This is a genomic window from Propionispora sp. 2/2-37 (genome assembly GCF_001298735.1).
Taxonomy (GTDB): Bacteria; Bacillota; Negativicutes; order Propionisporales; family Propionisporaceae; genus Propionispora.
In genome coordinates, this window is the sequence record NZ_CYSP01000010.1 from 1 (window position 1) to 25086 (window position 25086).

At 45.8% G+C, this 25086-nt stretch carries 21 protein-coding genes; 17 read left to right on the forward strand and 4 right to left on the reverse strand.

The annotated features are described in order from the left end of the window. The first annotated feature begins 210 nt into the window (after nucleotides 1–210). The 8 genes from P22_RS11610 to P22_RS11645 all read left to right on the forward strand — a co-directional run bounded on the left by P22_RS11610 (nucleotide 211) and on the right by P22_RS11645 (nucleotide 9928). A complete protein-coding gene (locus P22_RS11610; protein ID WP_082378473.1) occupies nucleotides 211–1665 on the forward strand; it encodes a glycosyltransferase in 1455 nt (484 codons plus the stop codon). 70 nt (nucleotides 1666–1735) lie between these two features. Beyond that, the gene (locus tag P22_RS11615) at nucleotides 1736–2134 is read left to right on the forward strand and encodes a hypothetical protein (protein WP_054260412.1); all 399 of its coding nucleotides are present in this window, start codon (nucleotides 1736–1738) and stop codon (nucleotides 2132–2134) included. 17 nt (nucleotides 2135–2151) lie between these two features. Beyond that, complete coding sequence (locus tag P22_RS20920; RefSeq protein WP_069972815.1) at nucleotides 2152–5034, forward strand: glycosyltransferase; 2883 nt, start codon at nucleotides 2152–2154, stop codon at nucleotides 5032–5034. A 540-nt stretch (nucleotides 5035–5574) separates the two neighbouring features. Further along, nucleotides 5575–6639, forward strand: a complete 1065-nt coding sequence (locus P22_RS11625; protein ID WP_082378474.1) for an ABC transporter ATP-binding protein — start codon at nucleotides 5575–5577, stop codon at nucleotides 6637–6639. Nucleotides 6640–6643: 4 nt separating this feature from the next. Further along, a complete protein-coding gene (locus P22_RS11630; protein ID WP_054260413.1) occupies nucleotides 6644–7480 on the forward strand; it encodes an ABC transporter permease in 837 nt (278 codons plus the stop codon). Next, nucleotides 7481–8260, forward strand: a complete 780-nt coding sequence (locus P22_RS20550; protein WP_054260414.1) for an ABC transporter permease — start codon at nucleotides 7481–7483, stop codon at nucleotides 8258–8260. It begins immediately after the preceding gene. A gap of 32 nt (nucleotides 8261–8292) precedes the next feature. Then, nucleotides 8293–9369, forward strand: coding sequence for an ABC transporter substrate-binding protein (locus P22_RS20555; protein ID WP_216598072.1), 1077 nt, complete (start codon nucleotides 8293–8295; stop codon nucleotides 9367–9369). A gap of 31 nt (nucleotides 9370–9400) precedes the next feature. Next, nucleotides 9401–9928, forward strand: coding sequence for a ferritin (locus tag P22_RS11645; protein WP_054260416.1), 528 nt, complete (start codon nucleotides 9401–9403; stop codon nucleotides 9926–9928). 84 nt (nucleotides 9929–10012) lie between these two features. On the opposite strand, the gene P22_RS11650 is transcribed toward P22_RS11645, so the two are convergent. Next, nucleotides 10013–11041 carry a phenylacetate--CoA ligase family protein gene (locus P22_RS11650; RefSeq protein WP_235814634.1) on the reverse strand — a complete coding sequence of 343 codons (1029 nt, stop codon included), beginning with the start codon at nucleotides 11039–11041 and terminating at the stop codon, nucleotides 10013–10015. Between the two features lie 233 nt (nucleotides 11042–11274). Here P22_RS11650 and P22_RS11655 point away from each other — a divergent pair, with 233 nt between their 5' ends. From P22_RS11655 to P22_RS11690, 8 genes are all read left to right on the forward strand, one after another. Further along, nucleotides 11275–11595 (forward strand): winged helix-turn-helix domain-containing protein, encoded by a 321-nt coding sequence (locus P22_RS11655; protein ID WP_054260418.1) that lies wholly within the window; start codon nucleotides 11275–11277, stop codon nucleotides 11593–11595. A 177-nt stretch (nucleotides 11596–11772) separates the two neighbouring features. Next, entirely contained in the window at nucleotides 11773–12204 is a 432-nt protein-coding gene (locus P22_RS11660) for a flagellar hook capping FlgD N-terminal domain-containing protein (protein ID WP_054260419.1), read from the forward strand. Nucleotides 12205–12300: 96 nt separating this feature from the next. After that, nucleotides 12301–13920 carry a flagellar hook protein FlgE gene (locus P22_RS11665; RefSeq protein ID WP_054260420.1) on the forward strand — a complete coding sequence of 540 codons (1620 nt, stop codon included), beginning with the start codon at nucleotides 12301–12303 and terminating at the stop codon, nucleotides 13918–13920. Nucleotides 13921–13961: 41 nt separating this feature from the next. Further along, entirely contained in the window at nucleotides 13962–15443 is a 1482-nt protein-coding gene (flgK, locus tag P22_RS11670) for a flagellar hook-associated protein FlgK (RefSeq protein WP_054260421.1), read from the forward strand. A 13-nt stretch (nucleotides 15444–15456) separates the two neighbouring features. Next, on the forward strand, nucleotides 15457–16977 hold the full coding sequence (flgK, locus tag P22_RS11675; RefSeq protein ID WP_054260422.1) for a flagellar hook-associated protein FlgK: 1521 nt from the start codon (nucleotides 15457–15459) through the stop codon (nucleotides 16975–16977). A 14-nt stretch (nucleotides 16978–16991) separates the two neighbouring features. Then, a complete protein-coding gene (flgL, locus tag P22_RS11680; protein WP_054260423.1) occupies nucleotides 16992–18353 on the forward strand; it encodes a flagellar hook-associated protein FlgL in 1362 nt (453 codons plus the stop codon). A gap of 22 nt (nucleotides 18354–18375) precedes the next feature. Next, on the forward strand, nucleotides 18376–20283 hold the full coding sequence (gene fliD, locus P22_RS11685; protein ID WP_054260424.1) for a flagellar filament capping protein FliD: 1908 nt from the start codon (nucleotides 18376–18378) through the stop codon (nucleotides 20281–20283). Nucleotides 20284–20289: 6 nt separating this feature from the next. Beyond that, entirely contained in the window at nucleotides 20290–20715 is a 426-nt protein-coding gene (locus tag P22_RS11690) for a hypothetical protein (protein WP_156318942.1), read from the forward strand. 180 nt (nucleotides 20716–20895) lie between these two features. Here P22_RS11690 and P22_RS21475 read toward each other — a convergent pair whose 3' ends face one another. The 3 genes from P22_RS21475 to P22_RS11705 all read right to left on the reverse strand — a co-directional run bounded on the left by P22_RS21475 (nucleotide 20896) and on the right by P22_RS11705 (nucleotide 24569). Next, the gene (locus P22_RS21475; protein WP_054260426.1) at nucleotides 20896–22335 is read right to left on the reverse strand and encodes a flagellin N-terminal helical domain-containing protein; all 1440 of its coding nucleotides are present in this window, start codon (nucleotides 22333–22335) and stop codon (nucleotides 20896–20898) included. Nucleotides 22336–22669: 334 nt separating this feature from the next. Then, nucleotides 22670–23905: a sensor histidine kinase gene (locus P22_RS11700; RefSeq protein ID WP_054260427.1), complete on the reverse strand. Its 1236-nt coding sequence runs from the start codon at nucleotides 23903–23905 to the stop codon at nucleotides 22670–22672. Continuing rightward, nucleotides 23883–24569 (reverse strand): response regulator transcription factor, encoded by a 687-nt coding sequence (locus P22_RS11705; protein ID WP_054260428.1) that lies wholly within the window; start codon nucleotides 24567–24569, stop codon nucleotides 23883–23885. The genes P22_RS11700 and P22_RS11705 overlap by 23 nt, the downstream gene beginning before the upstream one ends. Before the next feature lie 282 nt (nucleotides 24570–24851). On the opposite strand from P22_RS11705, the gene P22_RS11710 reads away from it, so the two are divergent. After that, complete coding sequence (locus P22_RS11710) at nucleotides 24852–25055, forward strand: hypothetical protein (RefSeq protein ID WP_054260429.1); 204 nt, start codon at nucleotides 24852–24854, stop codon at nucleotides 25053–25055. The last annotated feature ends 31 nt before the right edge of the window (nucleotides 25056–25086 follow it).

Consider the following 25086-nt stretch of genomic DNA (forward strand, 5'->3'; position numbering starts at 1 on the left):
GGAGAAAAAGCACTCACTTTTGTGGGTGCTTTTTGCGTTCGGTAGAAAAAATGTTATGTATTATGCCGCTGTCTGGGTTGAGCATGGGAGGAATATTTATTAAAGCACCTTAGAATTTGTGTAGGTGTTTTTTATTTTTTATGGGCATTTCAAAGGAATTTCAAAATGAATATTGCGATAGAAAAGTAACTGTGATTATTGGGAGAATTTATGATGCTTACCGTTTCGGCATGTGTAATAGCAAAAAATGAAGAAGAAAATATTGTCCGCTGCCTGCAAAGCGTGAAAGAGATAGTCGAAGAAATGATCGTTGTAGATACGGGTTCCACAGATGATACGGTTGAAATTGCAAGAGAGATGGGTGCTAAAATTTTTCATTATACCTGGCAGAATGATTTTGCTGCGGCACGTAATTTTGCCTTAGATAAGGTAAAGGGAGACTGGATTATCTTTCTTGATGCTGATGAGTATATTTTACCAAGCAAGATTAAAAATGTGAGACCGTTTGTAGAAAATATTCATGCTAGTTTAAACGTTCAATCCATTACCTGTCGGATGGATAATCTGGAAGGGGTTGACGGGCAAGTTAGAACCTCCAATCCGACAGTAAGAATATTCCGTAATTTGCAGTCAATTCGCTACGAGGGCCGTATCCATGAGAGTATTTTTAATTCCGGAAAACCTGTGCAAACCATCATGGACGATAAACGTTTAATTGTTATTTGCCATACCGGTTATACCAAAAAAACAATAACTGCCAAAATACAGCGTTATGCAGCTCAAATGGAGGAGGAATTGGCCAATGGTGTTGTACGGGATTTAACTTATTACTATCTAAGTGACGCTTACTGGATACTTGGGCAGTATGAACAGGCAATAGAGTTTGCCTGGCATGCACTTGAACATAAGGTAGCCAATAATCCGCTCGCTTATAAACCTTATGTTATACTAATCCACAGCATGGTCCAATTAAGAAAATATAGTGAGGAGACAATTAGAGCCATTTGTGAACAGGCGGCAGAGAATTTTCCCCATCATGCCGAGGTAACAATGTATCAGGCACTTTACTACCGGTCGATAGGCCATTACCAACTTTCTTTAGGACTATTCCTGAAATCGGTTGAAAAATCCGGTAATGACAGTTTAAACAGTGATTTTTACAAGCTGCCGTCAATGGAGTATCCAAGGGCGCTTATAAACATTGCCCAAATGTACACTATGATGAACCGGCCGGCTCAAGCTCTTGAATATTATGTTAAAACCCTACAGCTAGACAAGCGGAATAAGGCCGCTTTTGATGGTCTGATATCTTTAATTAGAAAACAGGCTCCAGTTGATATCATTTATTTTTTGAATACGCTATATGATATTAAAAATGAAGAAGATATCGGGTTTCTTGTTTCAAGGCTGTCTAGATTGAAGGTGAGAACGGTAGTAGATTATTACCATAAAATTTGGTATGAAAAGTATGGACATAATGAATTTGTCGGTATGATTCTCTTGCTTAACGAGAAGTTTGAAAAGGCATTCGAGATATTTACCGTTTCTTTTCAAAAATCCGGTGATTATGGTGCACAATTATTTGCAGTGCTGGCGGCGCTTATCAGTAGTAATCCAGGCTGGGTAACAGCAAAAGCAGGATTAAATTTCTTTAAAAAAAATTAGTGCCGCTTTCTATCGGGCAAAAGCCGGAATTCAGTTATCGTCAGATGATTTTTCATGTTATTGTGACCTAATGGTCGAACTGGCTTACCTCGGCAGTACCGATCAATTAGAGCGGTTGTTGCAATTGAAAGCGAATTTTTCAGAGGATGTGGATTTTACGCAGGCTGGAGACATATTGTTGTATCAAGGTTTTGTTCATTACGCACTTGATATGTATTTATTTCAAATAAATAGAGGAGTTCAAGGAGAGTATCCTTGTGGAGAATATTACTGCAAGGCTGGATTCTGCTGCTATAAATTAAAAGATTTTTCAGGGGCCATAACCTGTTTTGGACAAGCATTAACGTATGGATATCGTAATCATGATATTTTTGAATTTTTAGAGTGGGTGTATCAACAATGTGATAATGAGGTTATAAAAGAAAAATGTCACATACTGAAAACGGATAATAGTTACATACGAAAATGACAAAAGGAATATCGAAAATGGAAACAAGTATTATTATTTTAACTTACAATAAGCTAAAGTACACAAAAAAATGTATTGAAAGCATTCGTGCGTATACTACGCCGGGGACTTATGAAATCATTGTCGTTGATAATAACTCTACCGATGGAACCGTACAATGGCTGAAAAAACAACAGGATATCCGGGTGATATTCAATAAGGAAAATAAAGGATTCCCTAAAGGGTGCAACCAAGGAATGGAAGTCGCCCGTGGCAATAATATCATGCTGCTAAACAATGATGTGATTGTGACTCAATATTGGCTTGACAATCTCTTGAAAGCCTTATACAGTGATCCGCAGATTGGCGCAGTCGGTCCGGTCACAAACAATAGTTCCTATGGGCAAAAGATTAATGTTAACTATAAGTCTATTGAACAAATGCAAAACTTTGCTAAAGAGTATAATATTTCTAATCCGATGCGATGGGATAAAAGGTTAAAACTCATAGGATTTTGCTTGGTATTAAAAAGAGAAGTAATGGATCGTGTGGGCTTATTGGACGAAATGTTTTCTCCGGGCAATTTTGAAGATGATGACTATTCGGTACGGATCAGGCGGGCAGGGTATCATTTACTGCTTTGTCGTGATACTTTTATTCATCATTTTGGTAATATTTCTTTTCGAGATAAAGCAGATGCTTATGGAGACCTGTTACGTCACAATGGTGATTTGTTTGAAAAAAAATGGGGCTATCGAGCAGAATATTCCATGATGGTCCGCAATGAAATTATTAATTGGATGGATGCTCCCAACGAAGCTTCAGTTCGGGTATTAGAAGTCGGTTGTGCCTGCGGCGGTACTTTGCTGCAGATTAAAAACAAGTATGGTAACGCTTCTTTGTTTGGGATTGAGCTAAATGAAAATGCAGCAAAGGATGCCAGCCTTTTTGCTGAAATTTCAGCGGTAGATATTGAAAATGCTGAATTGCAGTATCCTAAACGTTTTTTTCATTATATTATTCTGGCAGATGTTTTGGAGCACTTGCGCAATCCGTGGGAAACTGTGAAGCGGCTTTATGAATATCTGACTCCGGACGGTCAGCTGTTAGCCAGCATTCCCAATGTAATGCATTTTAGTGTTATCCGGCACATGATCAACGGACATTGGACCTATGAGGATGCCGGCATACTGGATAAAACTCATTTACGCTTTTTTACATTGGATGAAATACGGAAAATGTTTGTCGCGAGCGGGTTCTCGGATATTCAGTTTGGAGCGACCCACACCGAATTATCGGAAGAGGATAAGAATTTTATTAATTCACTTGCAGCTATTACCCAGGAAAAAATGAAACCTCAGTATACAGCATATCAATATCTTGTCAAAGCTAAAAAAGGCTTTCCCGGAAATGATTTAAAAGCATTGCTTCTGGAAATTGAGCAGGGGAATCATACTGAAGAAAATGTTCAACATGTCAATCACTATAAAATCGAATCCGTTTTACATTACATAAGCCTTTATAGTACTGATAAGCTTAAAGTACTGAACCTCATAGCAACTACAAATTATGTTCTCAAGGCTTATGAGTATATTATTCCTTATTTGCATGCGGCTTTACAAGGTAATCCAACTGATGCCGAGACTTTGTATAATCTTGGTTATGTTCTGTTTATGATGCAAGAGTATGATTTGTCACTACGTTATTTGGATCAAATTGTAAATCAGAGCGAAACAGTCCAGTCTTTAATAGAAATAGTAAAAGAGAAAAAGGCTGCTGCCAGGGGAACAACAAAAATGATCAGTCATGCATCTGGCAAACGTATGGTCACTTTATTTCCGGAGGCAGAGAATGTTCATTTGGCTAAAGATGTCGGGATGATTCCATTTGTACTGTATAAACATTTTGGCTACGATTCTGTCCTGGTTTGCTACCGGAATGGAGATTATCCTTACCTTAGCCAGGAAGTAAATGGATTGAAGATTGACTTTCTGGACCGCTATTATAAAGATTCTGCCGGCGATGGGTGTGATTATATTGCAAAGCATGCCGCGGAAATTGACATATTACATCTGTTTCACCTGGAAAATAGAACGTTACAATGGATAACTCAATACAAATCCTTGAACCCGGAAGGCAAGGTATATCTTAAACTAGATGCGAACATTAGAGCACTTGGTCTGGAACTGGACCATGCAGTTTTACACATATTAGGCTTATGCGATCTGATTAGTGTGGAAACGAGGCAATTGTATCAAAAACTCAGCAAGCTATGGCCATTGAAGCTGGAGTATATCCCCAATGGTTTCTACGATTTTGGTGAGAAAAGAAATGTCAGATGGGAAGAAAAAGACAATATTATTTGTACGGTAGGCCGCATTGGGCTCCCCGTAAAGGCCAATGAAGTATTGCTTCAGGCTTTTAACTTGGCTTCTTCTTTTATCCCTGACTGGAAGTTAAAGCTTATTGGCCCTGTAGAAAAGGAATTTACAGCCTATATTGATCATTTTTTTGCCGAGAATCCTAACTTGGTGGATAAAGTTATTTTTACCGGTGAAATTTCTAATAAACAAATGTTAGATCAGGAATACCGAAAAGCTAAGATCTTTTGCATGACTTCCATCATCGAGAGTTTTGGGCTGGTTTTTGTTGAGGCTATAAAAAATGGCTGCTTTGTTGTTACCACGAAAGTCTCGGCAGCCAATGATATTACCGATAATGGCAAATATGGATATTTCTTTGAGGCTGGCGATGCCAATCAGCTGTCACAGCATCTGATTGCACTTTGCAATAACCAGGAATTTCCCAGGTCGGTTTGTGGGAGTATCCAGGCATACGCCTATAACCATTTCCATTGGGTCAATATATGTGAAAAGATACTTAAGGCCTTGCTGTCTGCCGGCGATACAGGTATGAGGTAAAATAAGTTTTGTAGTAAAGCTGAAGAAAGAATATTGCTGCGGCAAATGGTTTGTGTGTCGCTCAAACTCGCTCATTTATAAAATTACCGGAACCTTCACATGGGTATTTGTGAAAGGTTCCGGTTTTAGTTTGAAATATATTCATCCAGTTGAGCTTTTTATCTTTGATCGCGAATAGTAGCGCTACTGTTGTTAGATTATTTCCTCGCAGGATCGTAAGGAGCACCTGTTGGTATGCTGGCCGGTAATGCGATATCAACCGCATTTTCCGGTAATCCCCAGGAGTTTTCCGAGGAGACAAAATATAATTTCTATGCAGAGGTTTTGTGTAATAAAGACAATGAAAAAGTTATCAAGCGTTGTAATAGGACATACTAAAAGCTGGAATGGCGTATGTAAAATTAAGATAATGTTTACTCGGATGATAAAGGATTTTGACAGCATACAGCGAATACTAGCAAAGTTAAAAAGGATATACTCTAAGTAACTAAACAAACTGGAATGTTTTTATGTTCTTGGCGTGGCAGGAGGAGATAGTATTTGCCTGATAATATGGTGCAACTTGTGAATGTAGTAAAAGAATTCGAAGATAATGTTGCCGTAAACCAGCTTTCCATTGATATCCGGCGTGGGGAGTTTTTAACCCTGCTCGGACCCAGCGGCTGTGGTAAGACAACCGCCCTGCGGATGATTGCGGGCTTTGAGCAGCCAACTAAAGGGGATATATTCCTTGATGGTGAGAATGTGGTCGGCAAGCCTGCCTACAAGCGTGTTGTAAATACCGTTTTTCAAAATTACGCGCTGTTTCCCCATATGAATGTTGCGGAAAATGTTGCGTTTGGCTTAAAAATGAAGAAAATTCCCAAACCGGAAATAAAACAACAGGTTGACAATATGCTGCGAATGGTGCAGTTGGAAGAGTATAGTGAACGGCGTCCCGATCAGTTAAGCGGGGGGCAAAAGCAGCGGGTGGCTATTGCCCGGGCCTTAGCTACCAATCCCAAGGTGTTATTGCTGGATGAGCCGCTGGGAGCGCTGGATTTGAAGCTGCGCAAGCAGATGCAACTGGAACTGAAGCATTTGCAGCAGAAGCTGGGAATCACCTTTATTTTTGTTACCCATGACCAGGAAGAGGCACTCATTATGTCGGACCGGATTGGGGTTATGAATCAAGGGCGGCTGGAGCAATTGGGTACACCTGATGAAATTTATGATAACCCGGCTACGGTTTTTGTTGCCGACTTTATTGGTGAAACCAATCTGTTTCATTCGGTGATTTCTTCCGTAGAGGGAGAAACTGCCTGGGTGGAAGTGGAAAGCCAAAGAATACCGGTACATGGACGGCAACTGAAAGCCGGAGAGAAAATCTGCCTATCGGTGCGGCCGGAACGTATTCAGCTTACCGGTCAACCGACCGAGGTTGGTTTTGCCTTCCGGGCCAGACTAAAGGAACGTATTTTTGTAGGGACGGCCTTAAAAACAGTCGTCATTTTAGATACAGGTAAAGAAGTGGTGGTGAGCGAGCCGGCTCATACCCCTATAGAAGCAGGAGAAATGTATGTGTCCTGGCCTGTTCAGGCAGCGGTGGTGATAAAAACTGAATAAGAAAATGCCGTTACTAACCCTTTCGCCGTTTGTGGTTTGGATGACCGTTTTTTTAACAGCGCCGCTACTGTTAGTGCTCATTGTAAGTTTCTGTCAGCGAAGTGCCTATGGCGAGATCCAGTATGTATTTACGCTGGCGAACTACAGCCGAATGCTTGACCCGCTTTTCCTTAATATAGGCTGGAGTTCGTTTATTGTATCCTTGGCGACAACCGTTTTATGCCTGGTGCTGGGCTATCCCTTTGCTTACTTTATAGCGCGTGCCCCCAAGCGTTACCGTATTTTTCTGTTGATGCTTACCATTATTCCCTTTTGGACAAATTCTCTGGTTAGAACGTATGCCTGGATTATGCTGCTCCGGACAGAGGGCATTATCAATTCGTATTTGTTGGCATTGGGGTTTGTTGATAAACCCTTGGCCATGCTGTATAATCAGGAGGCTGTCTTATTGGGGATGGTTTATACCTTGTTTCCATTTATGGTGCTGCCCCTGTATGCGTCCATTGAAAAGATGGACCGGACTTATCTCGAAGCTGCCGCCGATCTGGGGGCCAATCCGGTTTATTCGTTTTTTAAAGTAACGCTGCCTTTAACTTTGCCGGGCATTGTTGCCGGATCCTTGCTGGTGTTTGTGCCGACTCTAGGTTATTTCTTTATCCCGGATTTGATGGGCGGCAGCAAGATTATGCTGATCAGCAATATGATTAAGAATCAGTTCCTGACAGCCAGAGACTGGCCGTTTGGTTCGGCATTATCCATTGTCTTAATTGTACTGACCTTGGCGTTAATTGCGCTGTACATGCGTGTATTAAGAAAAGAAAAAGATCCGGAGGTGTTTTAGTTGAAGCAGAAACGGTTTCAATGGGCATCTGCCGTTTATCTCTTTTTCGGTTTTTTGTTTTTGTATGCTCCCATTATTATGCTGGTTATTTTTTCTTTTAATGATTCTAAAGTGAATGCAGTGTGGACAGGGTTCACTTTTAAATGGTATATGCAGCTTTTTTCCAATCAGGCCGTGTTGGAGGCGGCAGAGAATAGTCTGATTATTGCTTTGGTGAGTACGGTCGTTGCTGTCATGCTGGGAACGGTCACGGCAGTAGGCATGTATAAGTCTGCATTTAAGGGGAAAGGCGCGCTGGATGCCTTGCTGTACATACCTATCGTAATCCCGGAGATTGTTTTGGGTATAGCCCTTTTGGCACTTTTTTCCCTGTTTAAAATCAGTTTAGGGATGCTTACTTTGATTATAGCGCATATTACCTTTTGTTTGCCGTTTGTTGTTTTGGTAGTCCGTGCCAGGATTCAGGGATTTGATTCTTCTTTGGAAGAGGCGGCCATGGATTTGGGCGCCAATCCCTGGCAAACATTTATGCAGGTGACATTCCCGATTATTTTGCCGGGCATTGTGGCCGGTGCGTTATTGGCGTTGACATTATCACTGGATGATGTCATTATCAGCTTCTTTGTAGCCGGACCGGCCAATGTGACACTGCCGCTGAAAGTATTTTCCATGGTGAGAGCGGGTGTCAGCCCGGAAATCAATGCCCTGTCTACTTTATTGCTGGTCATTGTGATCCCTTTGGCCCTGATTGCCGAAAGATTGCGGCATAACAACAGGTAATGCAATACAAAGATTTCTTTAGGAGGATGGAAATGTCAAAAAAAATACCAGGTAGTTTTTTTGTGGTTCTTTTAGTCGTTTTTATGAGCCTGTTTTTGCTGGCAGGCTGTGGCGGCAGTGCCGGCAACAAGCAGGCTGCGGAGCAGAAAGATACCGAGCTCAATTTGTTTATTTGGTCGGAGTATATACCGCAGTCGGTTATTGACAAGTTTGAAAAAAAATACGGGATCAAGGTCAACTATACGACTTACTCGTCCAACGAGGAGATGCTGGCCAAACTTTCAGCCGGAGCTTCTCAGTATGATCTGTCGGTAGCTACTGATTATATGGTGGAAATTCTGCATAAGCAGGAACTGATGCAGCCATTGGAATTAAGCAATATTCCTAACTTTAAAAATATCGGCGATGAGTTTAAAAATATCGCAGCCGATCCGGGCAACAAGTACACCGTGCCGTATATGTGGGGGGCGGTACCCATTGCTGTGAATACCGAAAAGGTCAAAGCACCGGTAACCTCCTATAAGGATTTATGGCGGCCGGAATTTGAAAATTCTTTGGTTGTGCTAGATGATCAACGGGCAATTATCGGGGCGGCTTTGAAAAAACTAGGATATTCTTTAAATGAAACTGATCCGGCAAAACTGGAGCAGGCTAAGGCAGAGCTAAAGAAATTGATGCCGAATATCAAGTCTTTTGACAGTGACAGTCCCAAAACGCTGTTAATTAACGGCGAGGCCAAAGCGGCTTTGGTTTGGGGTGCCGAAGTATCACTGGCCGCCCGTGAAAACAAAAATATTAAAGTGGTGTTCCCGGAAGAGGGCATGTATTTATGGCAGGATAATTTCTTTGTTCCCAAGGGGGCACCGCATCAAAAAGCGGCGGAACTGTTTATTAATTTTATTCTGGAACCGGAAATCAGTGCGGAGATATCGCAGGCCTTTCCTTATGCTAATCCCAATGTGGCTGCACATAGTCTGATTGACAAGGCTATTATGGAAGATAAAGCGGTGTATCCGCCCAAGGAAGAACTGGCTAAAGGAGAACATTTAAGAGACGTGGGCGAGGCGACTACGATTTTTGACCGGATTTGGTCGGAAGTGAAACAATAATATCCGGACGTATGACAAAGGGGGAGATTACGTGATTAGTGTAAAAATGCAGGACGCTATCAACAAGCAGATTCAGGCGGAAATGTATTCCGCAAATCTTTACTTATCTATGTCGGCTTACTGTGAGCTTAAAGGGGTTAAAGGGGTCGGGAACTGGCTCAGGGTTCAATATCAGGAAGAAATGGCGCATGCCCTTTTGCTGCTGGATTATTTAAAAGAGCGGGGAGGAAAGGTGCAGTTGGCGCAAGTTGAAGCACCGCCAGCCGATTTTGGAACGCTGACCGAAGTGTTCACCAAAGTACTGGAACATGAGCGGCATGTTACCGGTTTGATTAATCAGCTTTATGAAGTGGCGATCCAGGAAAAAGATTTTGCCGCACAAATCTTTTTGCAGTGGTTTGTGAATGAACAGGTTGAGGAAGAAGCCAATGCGACTGAGATTCTGGACAAACTGGCGATTATTGGCGACCGGGGTGTGGATATATTGTATATGGATAAAGAATTAAGTACCAGAGTGTTTGTACCTCCTTCCATTGCCGCTACAAACAGTAATGGATAAAAAACGATAGATGGCTAATGAAATAAAAAAGATATCCGTGCCGTTTGGTACGGATATCTTTTTTATTTCATCAAGTTCAAGGAACTAAAGGTGTAAACAGTGTAATCGGGCGGAGGTCCGGCCACAGGGGCACGGGGTATGGTCGAGAACGGCCATGTCACCGGTGCGATAGCGAATGAGGGGCATACCTTCGCGGGAAAGCGTGGTAAGCACCAATTCACCGGGCTGTCCGTCCATAAGTACTTCTTGCGTATCGCGATCGATAATTTCCGCATAGAAATGGTCTTCATGGATATGAAGTCCCTGTTTTAGGTGACATTCGCCGGCTATTCCCAGAGGCATGATATCGCTGTGACCATACAACGCGTAGACCGGTACCGTATAGTGGGCGGCGAGGTTGGTCCGTTGCTCGGGGGTTAACTGCCTTGCTTCGCACCATAGCTGGATCACCGGCAGGTCATGGGTTGAAAAACCTAAATGGTGTAACACTTGAGCTAGTTCAATTAAGGTTGAAGGAGCCGCAAACAGTGTAGTTACCCCAAACTCCAGCATGGTTTTCAACTGGTCTTTGGCATTGATGGTAAAACCGGTAATGACTGTAGCCCCCAGGGTTTCGGCTGTCTGTTGCAGCGACAAGACGTTTGCCGGATCGAGACCGGCCGGTAGGATCATCACCACAGAGGCCAGCGTGACGTTGCCGGCGATCAGGCAACGGGCCAGCATTTCAGTTTGGTTGGCAAGGTCTCGCTGTGTCAGACCTGTCGCCTTGGCGGGAGCCGACTGCTGAAAACGGACAATACCGCTGACCGGGATGGTCAGCAGGCCGTAGGGGAAATTAAGCATTAGGTCGTTGGCATTTATAAGCGGCAGTTTTCTGATATCTGCAATTGTTTGAATGTTATTGGGGGTCACATGGGAAGCTTGTAAAGCGTCGTGGTAAAACCGGTTTTTTTGGTCAATCCGTGTAAGCAGAGCGTGCAGTTGTTCGCTTTGCAGCGCTTCTTTTTCTGCCGGGGACAAAGTTTCCCGCTGTGTATTGAAGATCAATGAACCTACCTCCGCAAATGTAGTATGTTTACTTTTTACCATAACGTTTTGAGTCAAATGTGTCAAGAAAAGGTTCATTATATCTAATAGGCATAACCGTACAAGTTGAATGGATGTTTAATATTGATTTTGCGACAGGTAGGCTTTACCTTTTTTTATTCAGCTTATGTAAATAATAGGACTAATGTACTAATTTCGACGAAATATTTTAATTTACGAGGTTTTCCAAAGAAACTCCAATAAACATCTACGACAATTAAGTAAAGAAAGTTGTGATAAAGAAAAGGAGGAGCGTCAGCTTGGAAGTCGCTACAAGGGCTGTCAATACTGCAACGAATTTAGTCAGGATGCAGGATTACCTGCTGGATATAGAGCGCCGTATGGCTCTTTTAAATAACCGCTATGTCGATTTAACAACCAAAGAGTTTGATCTCTTGGTGTTATTTGCCAGACACCGGGGTATCGCTCTTTCGAGGGAACAAATTATCCGTTTTGTCTGGGGCGAGAATTATTTTGGTTCCGACCGGGCGGTGGATGATTTAATAAGAAGGATGCGCAAAAAAATGAAACGGCTCAGAGTAGAAACCTTATACGGCTATGGTTACCGGATCATATCCTGACGGTAATAGAACACAGCAATATGTCGCTTCAGAGTGATATGTTGCTATTTTTTTACTTTAATACAAAAAAATACAAAATCCCACAATTATCCCATAATTATTCCGAATTTGCTTTGTAAAATTACAGTGGTATAGGCATAGCCTCATGCAAAAACACAAAAACAAGGGGGATTTTTTATGAGCACGTCAGTATCTGTCGATTCATTGAATTCGAGTACCACCTCGACTACTACTACTACCAGCACAAGCAACACCACCATTGATTTTGAAGATTTTATTTCCCTGCTGGTAACCGAACTGCAAAACCAGGACCCAACAGATCCGGTAGAAACTTCGGAGTATATGTCGCAATTGATCGGGATTGAATCACTGGAACAATTGAACAACACCTATACTCTGAATGCCACGTCACAGGCCATCAGCTTAATCGGCAAGGAAGTGGCTTATCAGACGACCGATTCGAGCGGTAATACGACATCGGCAACAGGTACGGTGGATTCGGTTGTAGCTGTCAGCGGCAGTGTGTATTTGATTGTGGATGGTACCCAGGTGGATCTCAGTTCGGTATACCAGGTGGCAGATGCCTCAGATTCCACCACAACTGCTTAAGCTTATAAAAATGCATTCAGCCGGACCGTTAACGGGGGCTGAGGGCTATTTCTGAATGACGGAAGAAATAGTAACTAACAGGAGGACGATTCTATTATGATGGCATCAATTTATTCGGCCGTTTCGGGTGTTTCGGCCCAGGCGACCAAATTGGATGTAATTGCAAACAATATTGCCAATGTCAGTACAACGGGTTATAAGCAGCAGAATGTCACTTTCAGCGATTTACTGAGTCAGACAATTAGCGGTGCCACCGGCTCCAGCGCCACAAGAGGCGGCACCAATGCGGTCCAATTAGGGCTCGGGGTGGCTGTTGCCTCGACGAGCATTGATTTTACTGCCGGCACCGCGCAGTCAACCGGGGTGGGTACGGATGTCTCCATAGGCGGCACCGGTTTCTTTATTGTCAGCGGGGGAACGGAAGGGAAATATCAGTTTACCCGCGACGGCAGTTTTGATGTTGACGAAGATGGCAATTTGACGGTAAACGGCTATCTGGTCAACGGCTGGCTTTCTTATACAGAAAATGCGGACGGCACTTACAGCTACGATACCAGTAAAGATATATCGGCAATTAATATTTATTCGGATATCTATAATGGCGATAAATCGCAGCTTGCAGCTGAAGCCACAACAAAGGCGACATTGACAGGTACCCTTGATCCAAGCGCGGATGCCAACTCCAATGCAACGGCCTTGAATTCTATAGGCGAACTTTCGCAGACGACCACAATTAAAAGCAATTCCACCGGAGCCAGCGTTTCTTCGACTACCGGGCTGACCGACAGCAGTGTGTATACCGTAACCTTGAAGGACAGCACTGTTACGAGTGGTAACTTTGATATCACTTTAACGGATGCTGACGGCAATGTCGTCGCTACTCTTACCGATGAAGACCTTAGCGATGGAGCGACTTTGACGGGGACGAATGGTGAAACCGTTGTGCTGGGGGCGTCGGATAGTGCTACGGCAGGCACGATGAAATTTACGAGTGCCACTGATTGGACGACATCGACCTCCGTGACGGCTTATGATTCGAAAGGGACTTCTTACGATTTGAGTGTCAATTTTGCAAAATGCTACTATGATTCTACTACCGGTACGACCAGTTGGTACTATGATGTAACATCGACATCTGATGGGGTGACCTCGGTAACGGGCAGTGGCTATCTTTTGTTCGATTCCGATGGCAAACTGATTACGGATAATGGCAGCTACAGCACTACTCCTTCGATTACAGTAGCGACTGACGAAGGTTCGGATATTACCATGACACTGGATATGTCGGGCCTTTTATCACAGACTCAGGATGACGAAGACGACATGATTGTCTCTGTTTCGTCGGTTGACGGTTGTGCGGCGGGAACGCTGACGGATATTAGTATTGGTTCCGACGGGGTGATTACCGGAACATACAGCAATGGGGAGACCAGACCGTTGGCTATGATTGCTTTGGCTACCTTCCAAAACGAGGGTGGACTTGAAAAAATTGGTGACAATTTATATGTTCAAACCGCCAATACCGGAACTTTTAAGATCGTAGCTGCCGGTGCCGGCGGAACGGGGACTTTGTCGACAGGAACTCTGGAAATGTCCAATGTGGACCTGTCGGGACAGTTTAGTGAAATGATGATTACCGAACGGGCTTATCAGGCGAATACTAAAGTGATCACGGCTTCGGATGAATGCCTGCAAACCCTGATTAATATGATCTAAGGGCTATAATGGTTATGCTTTTATGAAAAGGAGGGATGGTTATGGGATCGACTTTTGGCAGCTATGGTATTGCCACTTCCGGTTTGCGTGTCAATCAGGCAGCTCTGACGGTGGTCAGCAATAACTTGTCTAATGTGAACACCACCGGTTACTCGCGTCAGCGTATCAGCATGGTGGAAACAAGCAACGGCACGTCCCTCGGCATGGGGGCTAATGTGGAAAGTATTACGCGGGCGCGTAATACTTTCCTGGACAAAACGTACCGTAATGAAAATACCGATGCCGGTTATTGGACGGTAAAAAGCGGCGATTTGGAATATATGCAGGAGATTGTCAATGAATATGAATATTCGTCGGATGATGAAACCACTAAGACCAGCCTGCAGACGCTGCTGGAGGATTTTTTTGACAGCTGGTCGGATGTGGCGACCGATCCCAGCGATCAGAGCAGCCGGGAAATTGCCGTATCAAGCGCAGTATCCCTGGTGGAAGCCCTGAGCGATATGGATGCCCAGTTGCGGCAATTACAGGAAGACGCCTGTGATCGTATCGGTGAAGGTGTTGATACGCTGAATAGCCTGGCACAGCAGGTTGCGGATTTGAATGAACAAATTATGGCGGGCAAGATAAACGGCGGGGAAGTCAGCTACTTGGAAGATGCGCGTGACAGCCTGATTGATGAGATGTCGAATTATGCTCAGCTTACGGTTACGACTTATTCGGACGGGAATGTAACCGTCAGTATCGGTGGTATCAATCTGGTTAATGAGGATAAGGTTAAAGAACTGGTCGTGTCCGGTACCGGATCGGTCAGTGATCCGGTCACGATTTCCTGGGCGGATACCGGCCAGAAAGCGGATATCAGCAGCGGCACGCTCGGCGCCTATCTGGAAGAGTCGGAACAGGTGGACCTGGATGCGCTGGATGGAACGGACCTGCCTTATAATTTTACGACCGGTTCGCTGAGTGAAATCAATACCATGCGCCAAGCATTAAACACTATGATCACGACTGTTGCAGTAACCGTAAATTCGCTTTGCACATCGGGAACGGATTTAAACGGGGATACCGGTATTGCCTTCTTTACCAAGATTGATGACAGCCAGCCGCTTAGCATTAGCAATATTCAGGTTAACCCCGAACTGCTGGAAGACGACGGCTACCAGAAGGTGGTTGCCTCCAGTAATGGCAGTGAGGGCGACAATACCATCGCCAACGCCATATATGCATTGCAGGATGAGGAACTGTTCCAGTTTAACGGCACGTCCATGAACATCGCGACCTTTTATTCTACGTTCACCTCCTGGCTGGGGACTGCTGCGGACGATGCCAACAGTTCGTATGATACGCAGGCGGCGCTGGTATCTTCTGTGGATTCTGCGCGGCAGGAAGTTTCTTCTGTTTCACTGGACGAAGAAATGGCGAATATGGTTCAATTTCAGAATGCTTATGCGGCCAGTGCCAGGGTGTTGAGTGCGATAGACAGCCTGATCGGTGATATGATTGATCAAATAGGCGGATAAAGGAGGGAAAGATATGGCTTCGACTTTTGCGGGTCTGGTTACTTCGACCAACGGCTTAACGGCCTCCAAGGCTGGTTTGACTGTGACCAGCAATAATATCAGCAATGTGAATACGACCGGGTATTCCCGGCAGGTGTTGATTCAAAGCGCCATTGGACCCGCGGCTGTATATAACCGCAGCGCGGTGGGTGTAGGGGCTTCGGTGGATTCGGTGACACGGGTCTCCGACTCGCTACTGGATAAAAAGTACTGGACGGAGAATGCCACCCTGGGTGCCACTACAGTTTCCGTCAGCTATCTGGAAGAGCTGGAAGCGGTCATGGGGGATGCGGATGATACCTTTTCTAGCCTGATGAATGACTTCTATGAAGCATTGGAAGATGTATCCACTGACTCTGGTAGTTCGGAAACACGTACGGCTCTACAAACAGCCGGAGAAGCAATTTGTGACTATCTCAATGAAATATCCAAAGGCTTGTCCCAACTGCAAAGTGATGTCAATACGGAAGTAAAAACGACAGCAACACAGATCAATTCCTACGCCAGCCAGATTGCGGCGCTTAATGATCAAATCAGCAAGGCCCAGACATCGGGTGCCTCTACAAACGAACTGGAGGATTCACGGGATGCCCTGCTGGACAAGCTCTCCAGCTTGGCTGACATCACGGTCGGAGAGGTGGTCGTCGGGACTAATGCGGATGGCAGCGACCGGACAAAATTGACGGTTAGCATTAACGGCGTTAATCTGGTGTATGGTGACGATGTCAATGAACTGACTTGTGACGATACCGACGGGGACGGTCTGTATGATGTGGGCTGGTCCAACGGGGCCAAGTTCAGCGTGGACGATGGAGAATTGGCCACCTACCTTAGCCTCCGCGATGGTTCAAGCAGTACGGACAAGGGCATTCCCTATTATACCAACAAATTGGATGAATTTGCGCAGACCTTTGCCAAAGCCTTCAATGAAGGCGTATTTGCCGACGGGGAAACCTATTATGCCGGTCATGCCGGAGGGTATGATGCTGATGGGGATACCGGCGTAAGGTTCTTTTCCTATAACGGACTGTCGTCGGAGGAGCTGGCCAGTCTTATCTCCACCAGCGGGGTGGATGCGGTGTATGCCAATATTACGGCTGCCAATATATCGCTGTCTTCCGATGTACAGGACGATGTTAATAAAATTGCCGCTGCCTCCGAGGGCGGGGAAGAAAGCAATAATGAAAATGTGGATGCCCTGCTGGATTTGTGCAAAGACAGCAGGATGTTCAGCACCGGTACGGCGGAGGACGCCATGGCTTCCATTGTCGCCATTTTGGGCTCGCAAAGCGAGTCGGCCCAGAACAAGAGCGACCGGCAGTCCACCATAGTAGACTTTTTAACGGCCAGCCGTTCCTCTGTGTCCGGTGTGTCTACCAATGAAGAGACAATCAATATGACTACCTACCAGGAAGCCTATGAAGCGTCAGCCAGCCTGGTCAGTATGTGGAATGAAGTTTATGCGACGACCATTAATATGGTCAATGATGATTAAGGGGGGGGATAACGGTGCTACGGATTACTGACAGTATGGTTACGGCACAAACGCTGGCCAATATCAACAATAATACCAAGCGTTTGTCGGAAGCCAATGACCGGGTGGCAAGCGGCAAGAAGATTGATGAAGCTTCGGATGACCCGACGGTCGCTGCGCGGGCCATCAAATACCGCAACTATGTCGCCAAAATCGAACAGTACCAGGATAACGCCAGTGCCGCCACTTCCTGGCAGAAGGTGACCGACGATGCCATGGACGACCTGGACGACGTGATTCAGCGTTTGCAGGAAATTACTACGCAGGCTGCCAGTACGGCGACATCCTCAGATACCGATATGGAAGCGCTGCAGCAGGAGGTTACCGAACTGCAGCAGCAGCTCGTGGATATCTTAAATACCAGCTATGCCGGACGCTATGTATTTGCCGGCTATGATACCGGCGAAGCGCCTTATGCCCTGGTGCAAACCTATACTGCGGCCGATGTCACCACTACGGACGACACCGGCTATACGGAAGACAGTATCGGCGGGATAACCGGTTTGACGGCCGGAAGCAGCTATACGCTTACGGTTGCCGACAGTACAGCGTATGCGGGCGCCTATAGCTATACTTTGACGGATGCCAACGGCAATATAGTGGCCTCTGTTGATAATATTACCGATACCACCACGGCAGTGACGCTGACGGGAACGGATGATGAATCAATTACGCTGGCTGGTACTACCGGGGTGACTACCGGGGATATGACCTTTACGGTCAACAATTCTTCGCTTGGCAGTACGATTACGTACAAGGGGCAGGTTCTTAGCCTGTGTGGCGTGGTGGATTCCTCGGTCAGCGACGACGATATTATCAGTTACTATACGGCTAACGCCAGCGTGGAATATGACGCTGCCAATTCCGGAACACAGGCCATTAAATATAATATCGGCTACGGGATTGAAATTGCCGTCAATGTGGAGGGCCAGGACATTACCGGCACCGGGGCTGACGATACCAATCTGTTTGATACCGTTGCCAAGCTGTTATTGTCGCTGGATGGGGATACCAGCTATAAGACCTATAACAGCGAGACCGGTGAGGTAGAGACGGTCTCCTTTACCACCGACGAACTGCTGACCGAGCTGCAGACCAATGAAGACCGGCTGCTGACGACGCGGACCGATCTGGGAGCGCGGATGAGCTATACCAGTACGGTAACTAGCCGGTTGTCGAATGATTTAACCACCTACAAAGAGTTCAAGAGCGACAATGAGGATGTGGATATTGCCGAAGCGGCTACCGAACAGGCTACGGCGGAATATGTGTACCAGGCATCCCTGACGGTGGGGGCGAGCGTTATCAGCAAAACGCTGGTGGATTACCTTGCCTGAGTAATGAGAGGAGGTATAAGCAATGAGTGGAATCAGTACGGTCAATGGAACAACCCGGTATACCGGCCTGGCTTCCGGCCTGGATGTGGATTCCATCGTGGAAAGCCTGATGACGGCGGAGAAAACAAAACTGAATTCGCTGAACCAGGATTTGCAGCTGGCCGAATGGAAACAGGAAGCTTACCAGGACATCATTGACGATATAACCGAATTTTACGATACCTATTTTAGTACGACCTCGAGCAGTTCTTTAATGTTGCAGTCGAGCTTTCTGAAGTTTGATGTCAGCAGCGACAGCAGTGCCGTTACGGCAACCTATACCAGCTCTGCCAGTGCAGGGACGCATACCGTTACTGTCAGCCAACTGGCGACAGCGGCTACGCTGTCAAATAGCACGAACATTTCCAAAGAGGTTCAGGGTTCGTCTTCGGCAGATTACTCCAGTCTGAGCGGCACAAGCTTTGTCATTACGGTGGATGATGCCACACGAACGGTGTCGCTGGATAATGTCAGCGATCTTGATTCGCTGCAGGAGGCCATTGACGCCGCTGTTGGCGAAGGGAAGGTGGTGGTCAGCGAAGACGACGACGGTGTGTTAAGCATTACTGCAGCCGATGACAGCGGGGTACAGGAAATTGCAATCAGTGCTCCCAGTTCGGGAACCAGCGCACTGAGTAAACTGGGGTTTGGCAGTGACGCCAACCTGTCCAACCGATTAACTATATCTACCAAGCTGTCCGCGCTGGCTGATCAGTTTTCCAACGGTACCTTGACCTTTAATTCCCTGGGGCAGATTGAACTAACGATAAACGGGACAACTCTTCAGTTTGATTCGGATGATACATTAAGTGAAATGATTAGTAAAGTCAACTCCAGCGACTGCGGGGCCACCATGAAGTATGACGAGGTGTCCGGCAAGCTGACGCTGACGGCCAATGACACTGGTGCGGGCAATACGCTGACGGTTACCGAAAGCGACGGCAGCAACTTCCTGGAGGCTGCTTTCGGGATTACCGGCAGCACGGCGACGGCTTCCGGCAAGGACGCGATCGTTACGGTTGACGGCGTGAAATTGACCCGCAGTTCCAATACCTTTACGGTGGATGGTGTAAAATATACAGTTACGGCCGAAACTTCCGAGAAGGCCAATATCACCGTTACCCAGGACTCGCAGGCAATTTATGACCTAATATCCAATTTTGTCGATGCCTATAACGATCTGATTGACACCATTAATTCAGCGCTCGACGAGGACTATGATTCCGACTATGCGCCGCTTACCGACGACCAAAAAGAAGAGATGACCGACGATGAAATTGAACAATGGGAAAGTAAAGCCAAGACCGGATTGCTGGAAAATGACAGCACACTGAAGAGTTTGGTGAGGAATTTGCGACAGTCGCTGACGGATTCGGTTTCCGGCATATCGACAAGTATCTTTGGTATTGGTATTAGTAGCGGCAGTTATGATGAAAAAGGGAAACTGTACATTGACGAAGATACCTTGATGGATGCTATTGAGAGTGACCCGGAAGCCATTATGAACCTGTTTACGCAAAAGTCGGAGACCTACGGCTCTACCAGTGATGCCCGCAATTTGACCTCCAAGCAGCAGAGTGTCCGTTATTCCGAGGAGGGGCTTGCCTGGCGGTTCTACGATATTTTGACCAAAAATGTTGCTACGAAAGTTGACAGCAGCGGTGATAAGGGGTTATTGATTGAACTGGCCGGCACTGATGATGATTCCAGCGCTACGGATAATACGTATTATACTAAAATCAGCAAACTGGAAGATGAGATTGCTGATGAAGAAGACCGGCTGGATGATTACGAGGACAGCCTGTATACCAAATACACCAATCTGGAAACTTATCTGGAAGAAATGAACCAGCAGTTGGCCACGTTGCAGTCTTTGCTCGGCTCGGATTGATACAGTATGGTTAGCATAGACGAGTGGCAGGAGTGGTTGTCGAAAAAACAGGAACTGCTGGAGAAACTGGCCTTTAATGCCAATACGCAGTGTATTTTTGTCCGTCGCCGCGAAATGCGCGGCCTGCGGCGGGTGATCCGGGAGCGCAAAACCTTGCTTGAGGAATTAGCTGCTGTCAACCGGAGTTTGCACGAAGCAGGTGACGGTATATGCCAGAAGCACTTTCAGTCAGTGCTGGATGCTATGACTGTCAGGCAAAGCGAAGTGTTGGCTGACAGTACCCAAGCTATTGCCGAGGCACGGACCGAGCGGGAGAAAATTGCCACAGAGCTTCGCCAGATCCGGCTGGGGAGAAATTTGCAAAGGCATTATGTGCGATCCTGGGAACAGGTACAGTTTAAGTCAGGCGGACGGATTAACAGAAAAGGCTAAGAAAAGCACTTGCTATATTGCTATAGCAAGTGCTTTTCTATGCGTTTAATTTATGCAAGGATTTGGCGGCATTGTTGGAAAAGTAGAAGGGTTTTCTCTACAGCTTTTCGACAGGAGTGCGAATAAGGCATAAAAAATACCCATTCAGAAGAATGGGTATTTTTAAAGTTAGAGCAAAATTTATTGCAACAAGGACAATACGTTTTGCGGCTGAGAATTGGCTTGAGCAAGCATGGAAGTAGCGGCTTGCGTGAGTACGTTGAGTTTCGTGTACTCGGCCATTTCGGAAGCCATATCGGTATCGCGGATCAGGGATTCAGCAGAGGTTAAGTTTTCACTGGCGGTAGTCAGGCTGCTGACGGTGTAATCCAACCGGTTTTGATAAGCGCCTAATGCCGACCGTTGTTTTGATACGGTGGAAATAGCGTCATCAATGGAGGAAAGAGCAGAGGAAGCTCCGTCGGTTGTGGTCAGGTCCAGGCTGTCAACGCCCAGAGCCAATGCACTCATGTCGCCAACGGAGATTTTCATGGTTTCGCCTTCATTGGCGCCTATCTGCAAAGTGGCGGCGTTATTTCTGACGGTGACGGCAGATGTCGTATTAGCTGCTGACAGAAGAGTGTCCACATCCATTGTCATTGTAAAGCCGTTAGCATTTAAGGTATCTGAAGTCAACGACGTATCTGCAGCGGAAGAATATACGCTGACGCCCGTTGTCGCATTGGTGACTTTCAGGGCGCCGGCATCAGCCAGGTCAGCGCCAAGCGTGAAGTTCATGCTGCCAGCCGAGGTGATTTTAGAGGCGTCGAGAGTAAACGTTACGGCTGTTCCGTCTGCTGCTGTGCCTGTCATTGCAGTTGCTGCAGTATTAGTAGCACTTGCCGAAGCCACTACGTTTCCGTCGGCGTCGGTTAATTCGAGGTCATACAGGGCAACTCCACTACCATCTACTCCGGCAGAGGTTGCGGTAAGTGTATAATCTCCTAAGTTAAGGCCGGAAATTGCAGTAGTAGCATCCATTGTGAAATCAGTGCCGTCATCTGCCAATCCGAGTGAATTGGTGTTAGCGGTTGCAGTAATTGTAGCAGCGCTGGTTAAGGTTACGGAATAGGTACCGCTGGCAATATCGGCGCTGTTAATACTGACACTGCCGATTCCAAGAGCATCGGTCGAATCGGTAGTGGCGTTGACGCCCATAGTCCCGTTTAACAAGTTCTTGGTGTTGAAGGTCGTGGTGCTGGCAATGGTGTTGATCTGGGTGGTCAATTGATCGATTTCGTCCTGAATGGCTGTACGGTCGCTGTCCGTGTTAGTTTCACTGGAGGCTTGTACGGCTAACTCACGCATACGCTGCAGGATATCTTCGGTATCGCTTAATGCGCCGTCAGCTGTTTGCAGCAGAGAAGTACCGTTTTGTGCATTTTCGCTGGCCTGATCCAGACCACGGATCTGTGAACGCATTTTTTCGGAAATTGCCAAACCGGCGGCATCGTCGGATGCACTGTTAATCTTATAGCCGGAAGACAGTTTTTCCAAAGATTTTGTTAACGCATTGCTGTTGGCGCTTAACGCGTTATACGTGTTCAACGCCGAGATGTTTGTGTTGATTACCATACCCATACTAAAATTCCTCCTTGAGTTTTGTGTGCTGGGCATCCCTGCCCGCTTTTGGAAATTAACAATTTTGTCTGCCATGTTGTGAAAAGCAACCTAGCTCGGGTTACTTTTCCATGTGAGGTCAGACAGACAAACCTCTGTTATACCGAACGTAAACCTCCTTTCGTTTGGTATGTCTATATATCGGCTGGGAATCTTTGAAGAATCTTTGAATTTGTAAAATATCGGTACAATTTTATTTTTTTTGCCATTTTATACAGAATTTTGTTTAAAGATGTAGAAAAGCCGCCGGAAAGATAATGCCGGCGGCTGATTTTGAAACCATAATATAGCAGTGTTAGCTGCATTTGCTCGGGATTTGGATGGTAAAGGTAGTGCCGATTCCCGGCGTACTGGCAACCTGAATGATGCCACGGTGTTTTTCCACGATCCATTTGGCAATGGCCAGTCCTAACCCGGCCCCGCCTTTGGAACGGGATTGATCGACCTGATAAAAGCGGTCAAAGATTTTGTCAAGGTAAGCAGGATCAATGCCCTCTCCTGAATCGGCCACTGTCAGCAGTGTCCGGGAGCCCTTGGGTGTCAGCCGCAGGGTGATTTGTCCGCCGGCCGGTGTATGGCGCAGGGCGTTGTCCATAAGGATACAAACGACCTGTTTAATTTTACCTTCATCCCCCTGTACAATGACTTGGGGACCGGCATCCACCAGCAAGGCAATGCCCTTGGACGCTGCCAGCGGTTCAAAGGAACGTACCGACTGGATAATCGTGGAAGCCAAGTCGAAGGCTTTATTTTCCATCTGCTGTTCCTGTGAATCGATCCGGGCTAAAAACAGCAGGGAATTGATGAGCTTGGTCATCTGCGTAGCTTCTTCCTGAATGTTGTCCAGCCAGCGTTTTTGGCTGGCAACCGTACCGGACGGCGTGTTCAGGACGATATCCAAATTGGTCTGCATAACTGCCAGTGGCGTTCGCAGTTCATGGGAAGCATCGGATAGAAATTCTTTTTGCTGCTGCAGGGCTTTTTGAATGGGAATCATAGCCCGTTCGGCCATAAAGGCGCTGCTGAAAAAGGAAAGAGCCAAACAGATAATGCCGACAATGCATAGCGCCGTAAGTAAGCCGCGCAGGGTGTTTCGAGCCATAGTCATGTCCTCAAAAACAATGACTGTTCCCGTATGGTTTTCCAGCGGGGATTTCATATAAAAATATTCAACATCACCGGCCTGGACATGCCCCTCCGAAGCTTTAGCCTGCAAACTTTGCGTTACCAGCACGTTTAAGTATTCCGGTTCAGTCATGCGTCCGGCGTCCGGCTTAAAGATAATATTGCCGCCTGGATCGGTTTTGACAAAGAAAATAGTATGTAATGGACCGGGGGGCGGCAGCGGCGGCAGCAGCTCGTCCATTTTACCGGATTTGATATCGGCGATTAATTTACGAGCGCCAAATTCGGTGCGGTTATTCATATTGGCCTGCATAAAATAATAGGTACCGCCGGTTAATACGACAAGCAGAAAAAAAGTAACGGCAACATTAATTAGTGTAAGCTTAAAGCGCAGTTGCTGAAACATGAGTATCGTCCTGTAAAAAATAACCTACGCCGCGCACCGTTTTAATATAAGGAACTTTGAGTTTCTTGCGTAAATAATGGATATATAAATCCACATTGCTGATTTCGGTGTCAGAATTGTAGCCCCACACCTTTTCCATAATCCGTTCTTTGGTCAGTACCTGTCCCTGGTTAATCATGAGAAGTTCTAATAACTGGGATTCCTTGGTGGTTAGATGAATCGTCAGATGATCTTTTACTACCTCACAGCGCAAGGGATAAAAAAGTAAATCAGCTACCTTGAGGCAGTCGTCTACTAAATGTTTGGTTTTTCGGCGGGTTAAGGCCCGAAGGCGGGCTAATAATTCCTCGGCAAAAAACGGTTTAATCAAATAGTCGTCGGCACCGGCATCCAGCCCTTCCACCCGGTCGTGGGTGCTGTCTTTGGCTGTCAGGAATAATACCGGGGTATCAAGCCCTAAAGCCCGGATTTCCCTGAGCAGGGAAAGGCCGTCAAGTGAAGGCAGCATGCGGTCTAAAATGATGACGTCATAAGAGCCGCTGGCTGCTATTTCGATGCCTGTTTCGCCATCCAGTGCCGCATCGACTACATAGCCATTTTTTTTCAGTAGGTGAGATAGTGATTCAATCAGCTTCTTTTCATCCTCGACTAACAATAATTTCATGTCGAACTCCTTTAATAACACAGCCCTGTAGAAAATTGTCCGTCCCTGGATTATTTTACATATTCTATTTTATTAGAGGTTTCTTTGAAATGCATTTGTTTTTTCAAAGAAACCTCTAACATTTAGATAAATTTTTCTAAGATTAGACATCATTTCTTTTACTTCTAGAATTTCTCCTTCTATTATAAATTAAATAGTCAAAAATAATAAAAGAATAGTATAGCATGTTCTATCCCATACTAATGTAAAATGCAGTAAACAATTAAGCAGGAGGGAACATAGGTGAAGCATGAAAGTTCTGATAAAAACGCCAGGGTTAATCAGGAAAGTAGCAAAGAATATGCAAAGAAGGTGGCGGCTATGGGCAATGCCGCCACAGTCGGGAAGGTAGGTTCCACCGTCCGGGAAAGCTTAAACCGGGAAGAAGTGGCCATGGCCAAAGCTGCCAATGGGGTGGGAGAACTTGATCCTGATAAAAAAGTATAAAGCTTACAAAGCCCGAAATAATCAGTTTCGG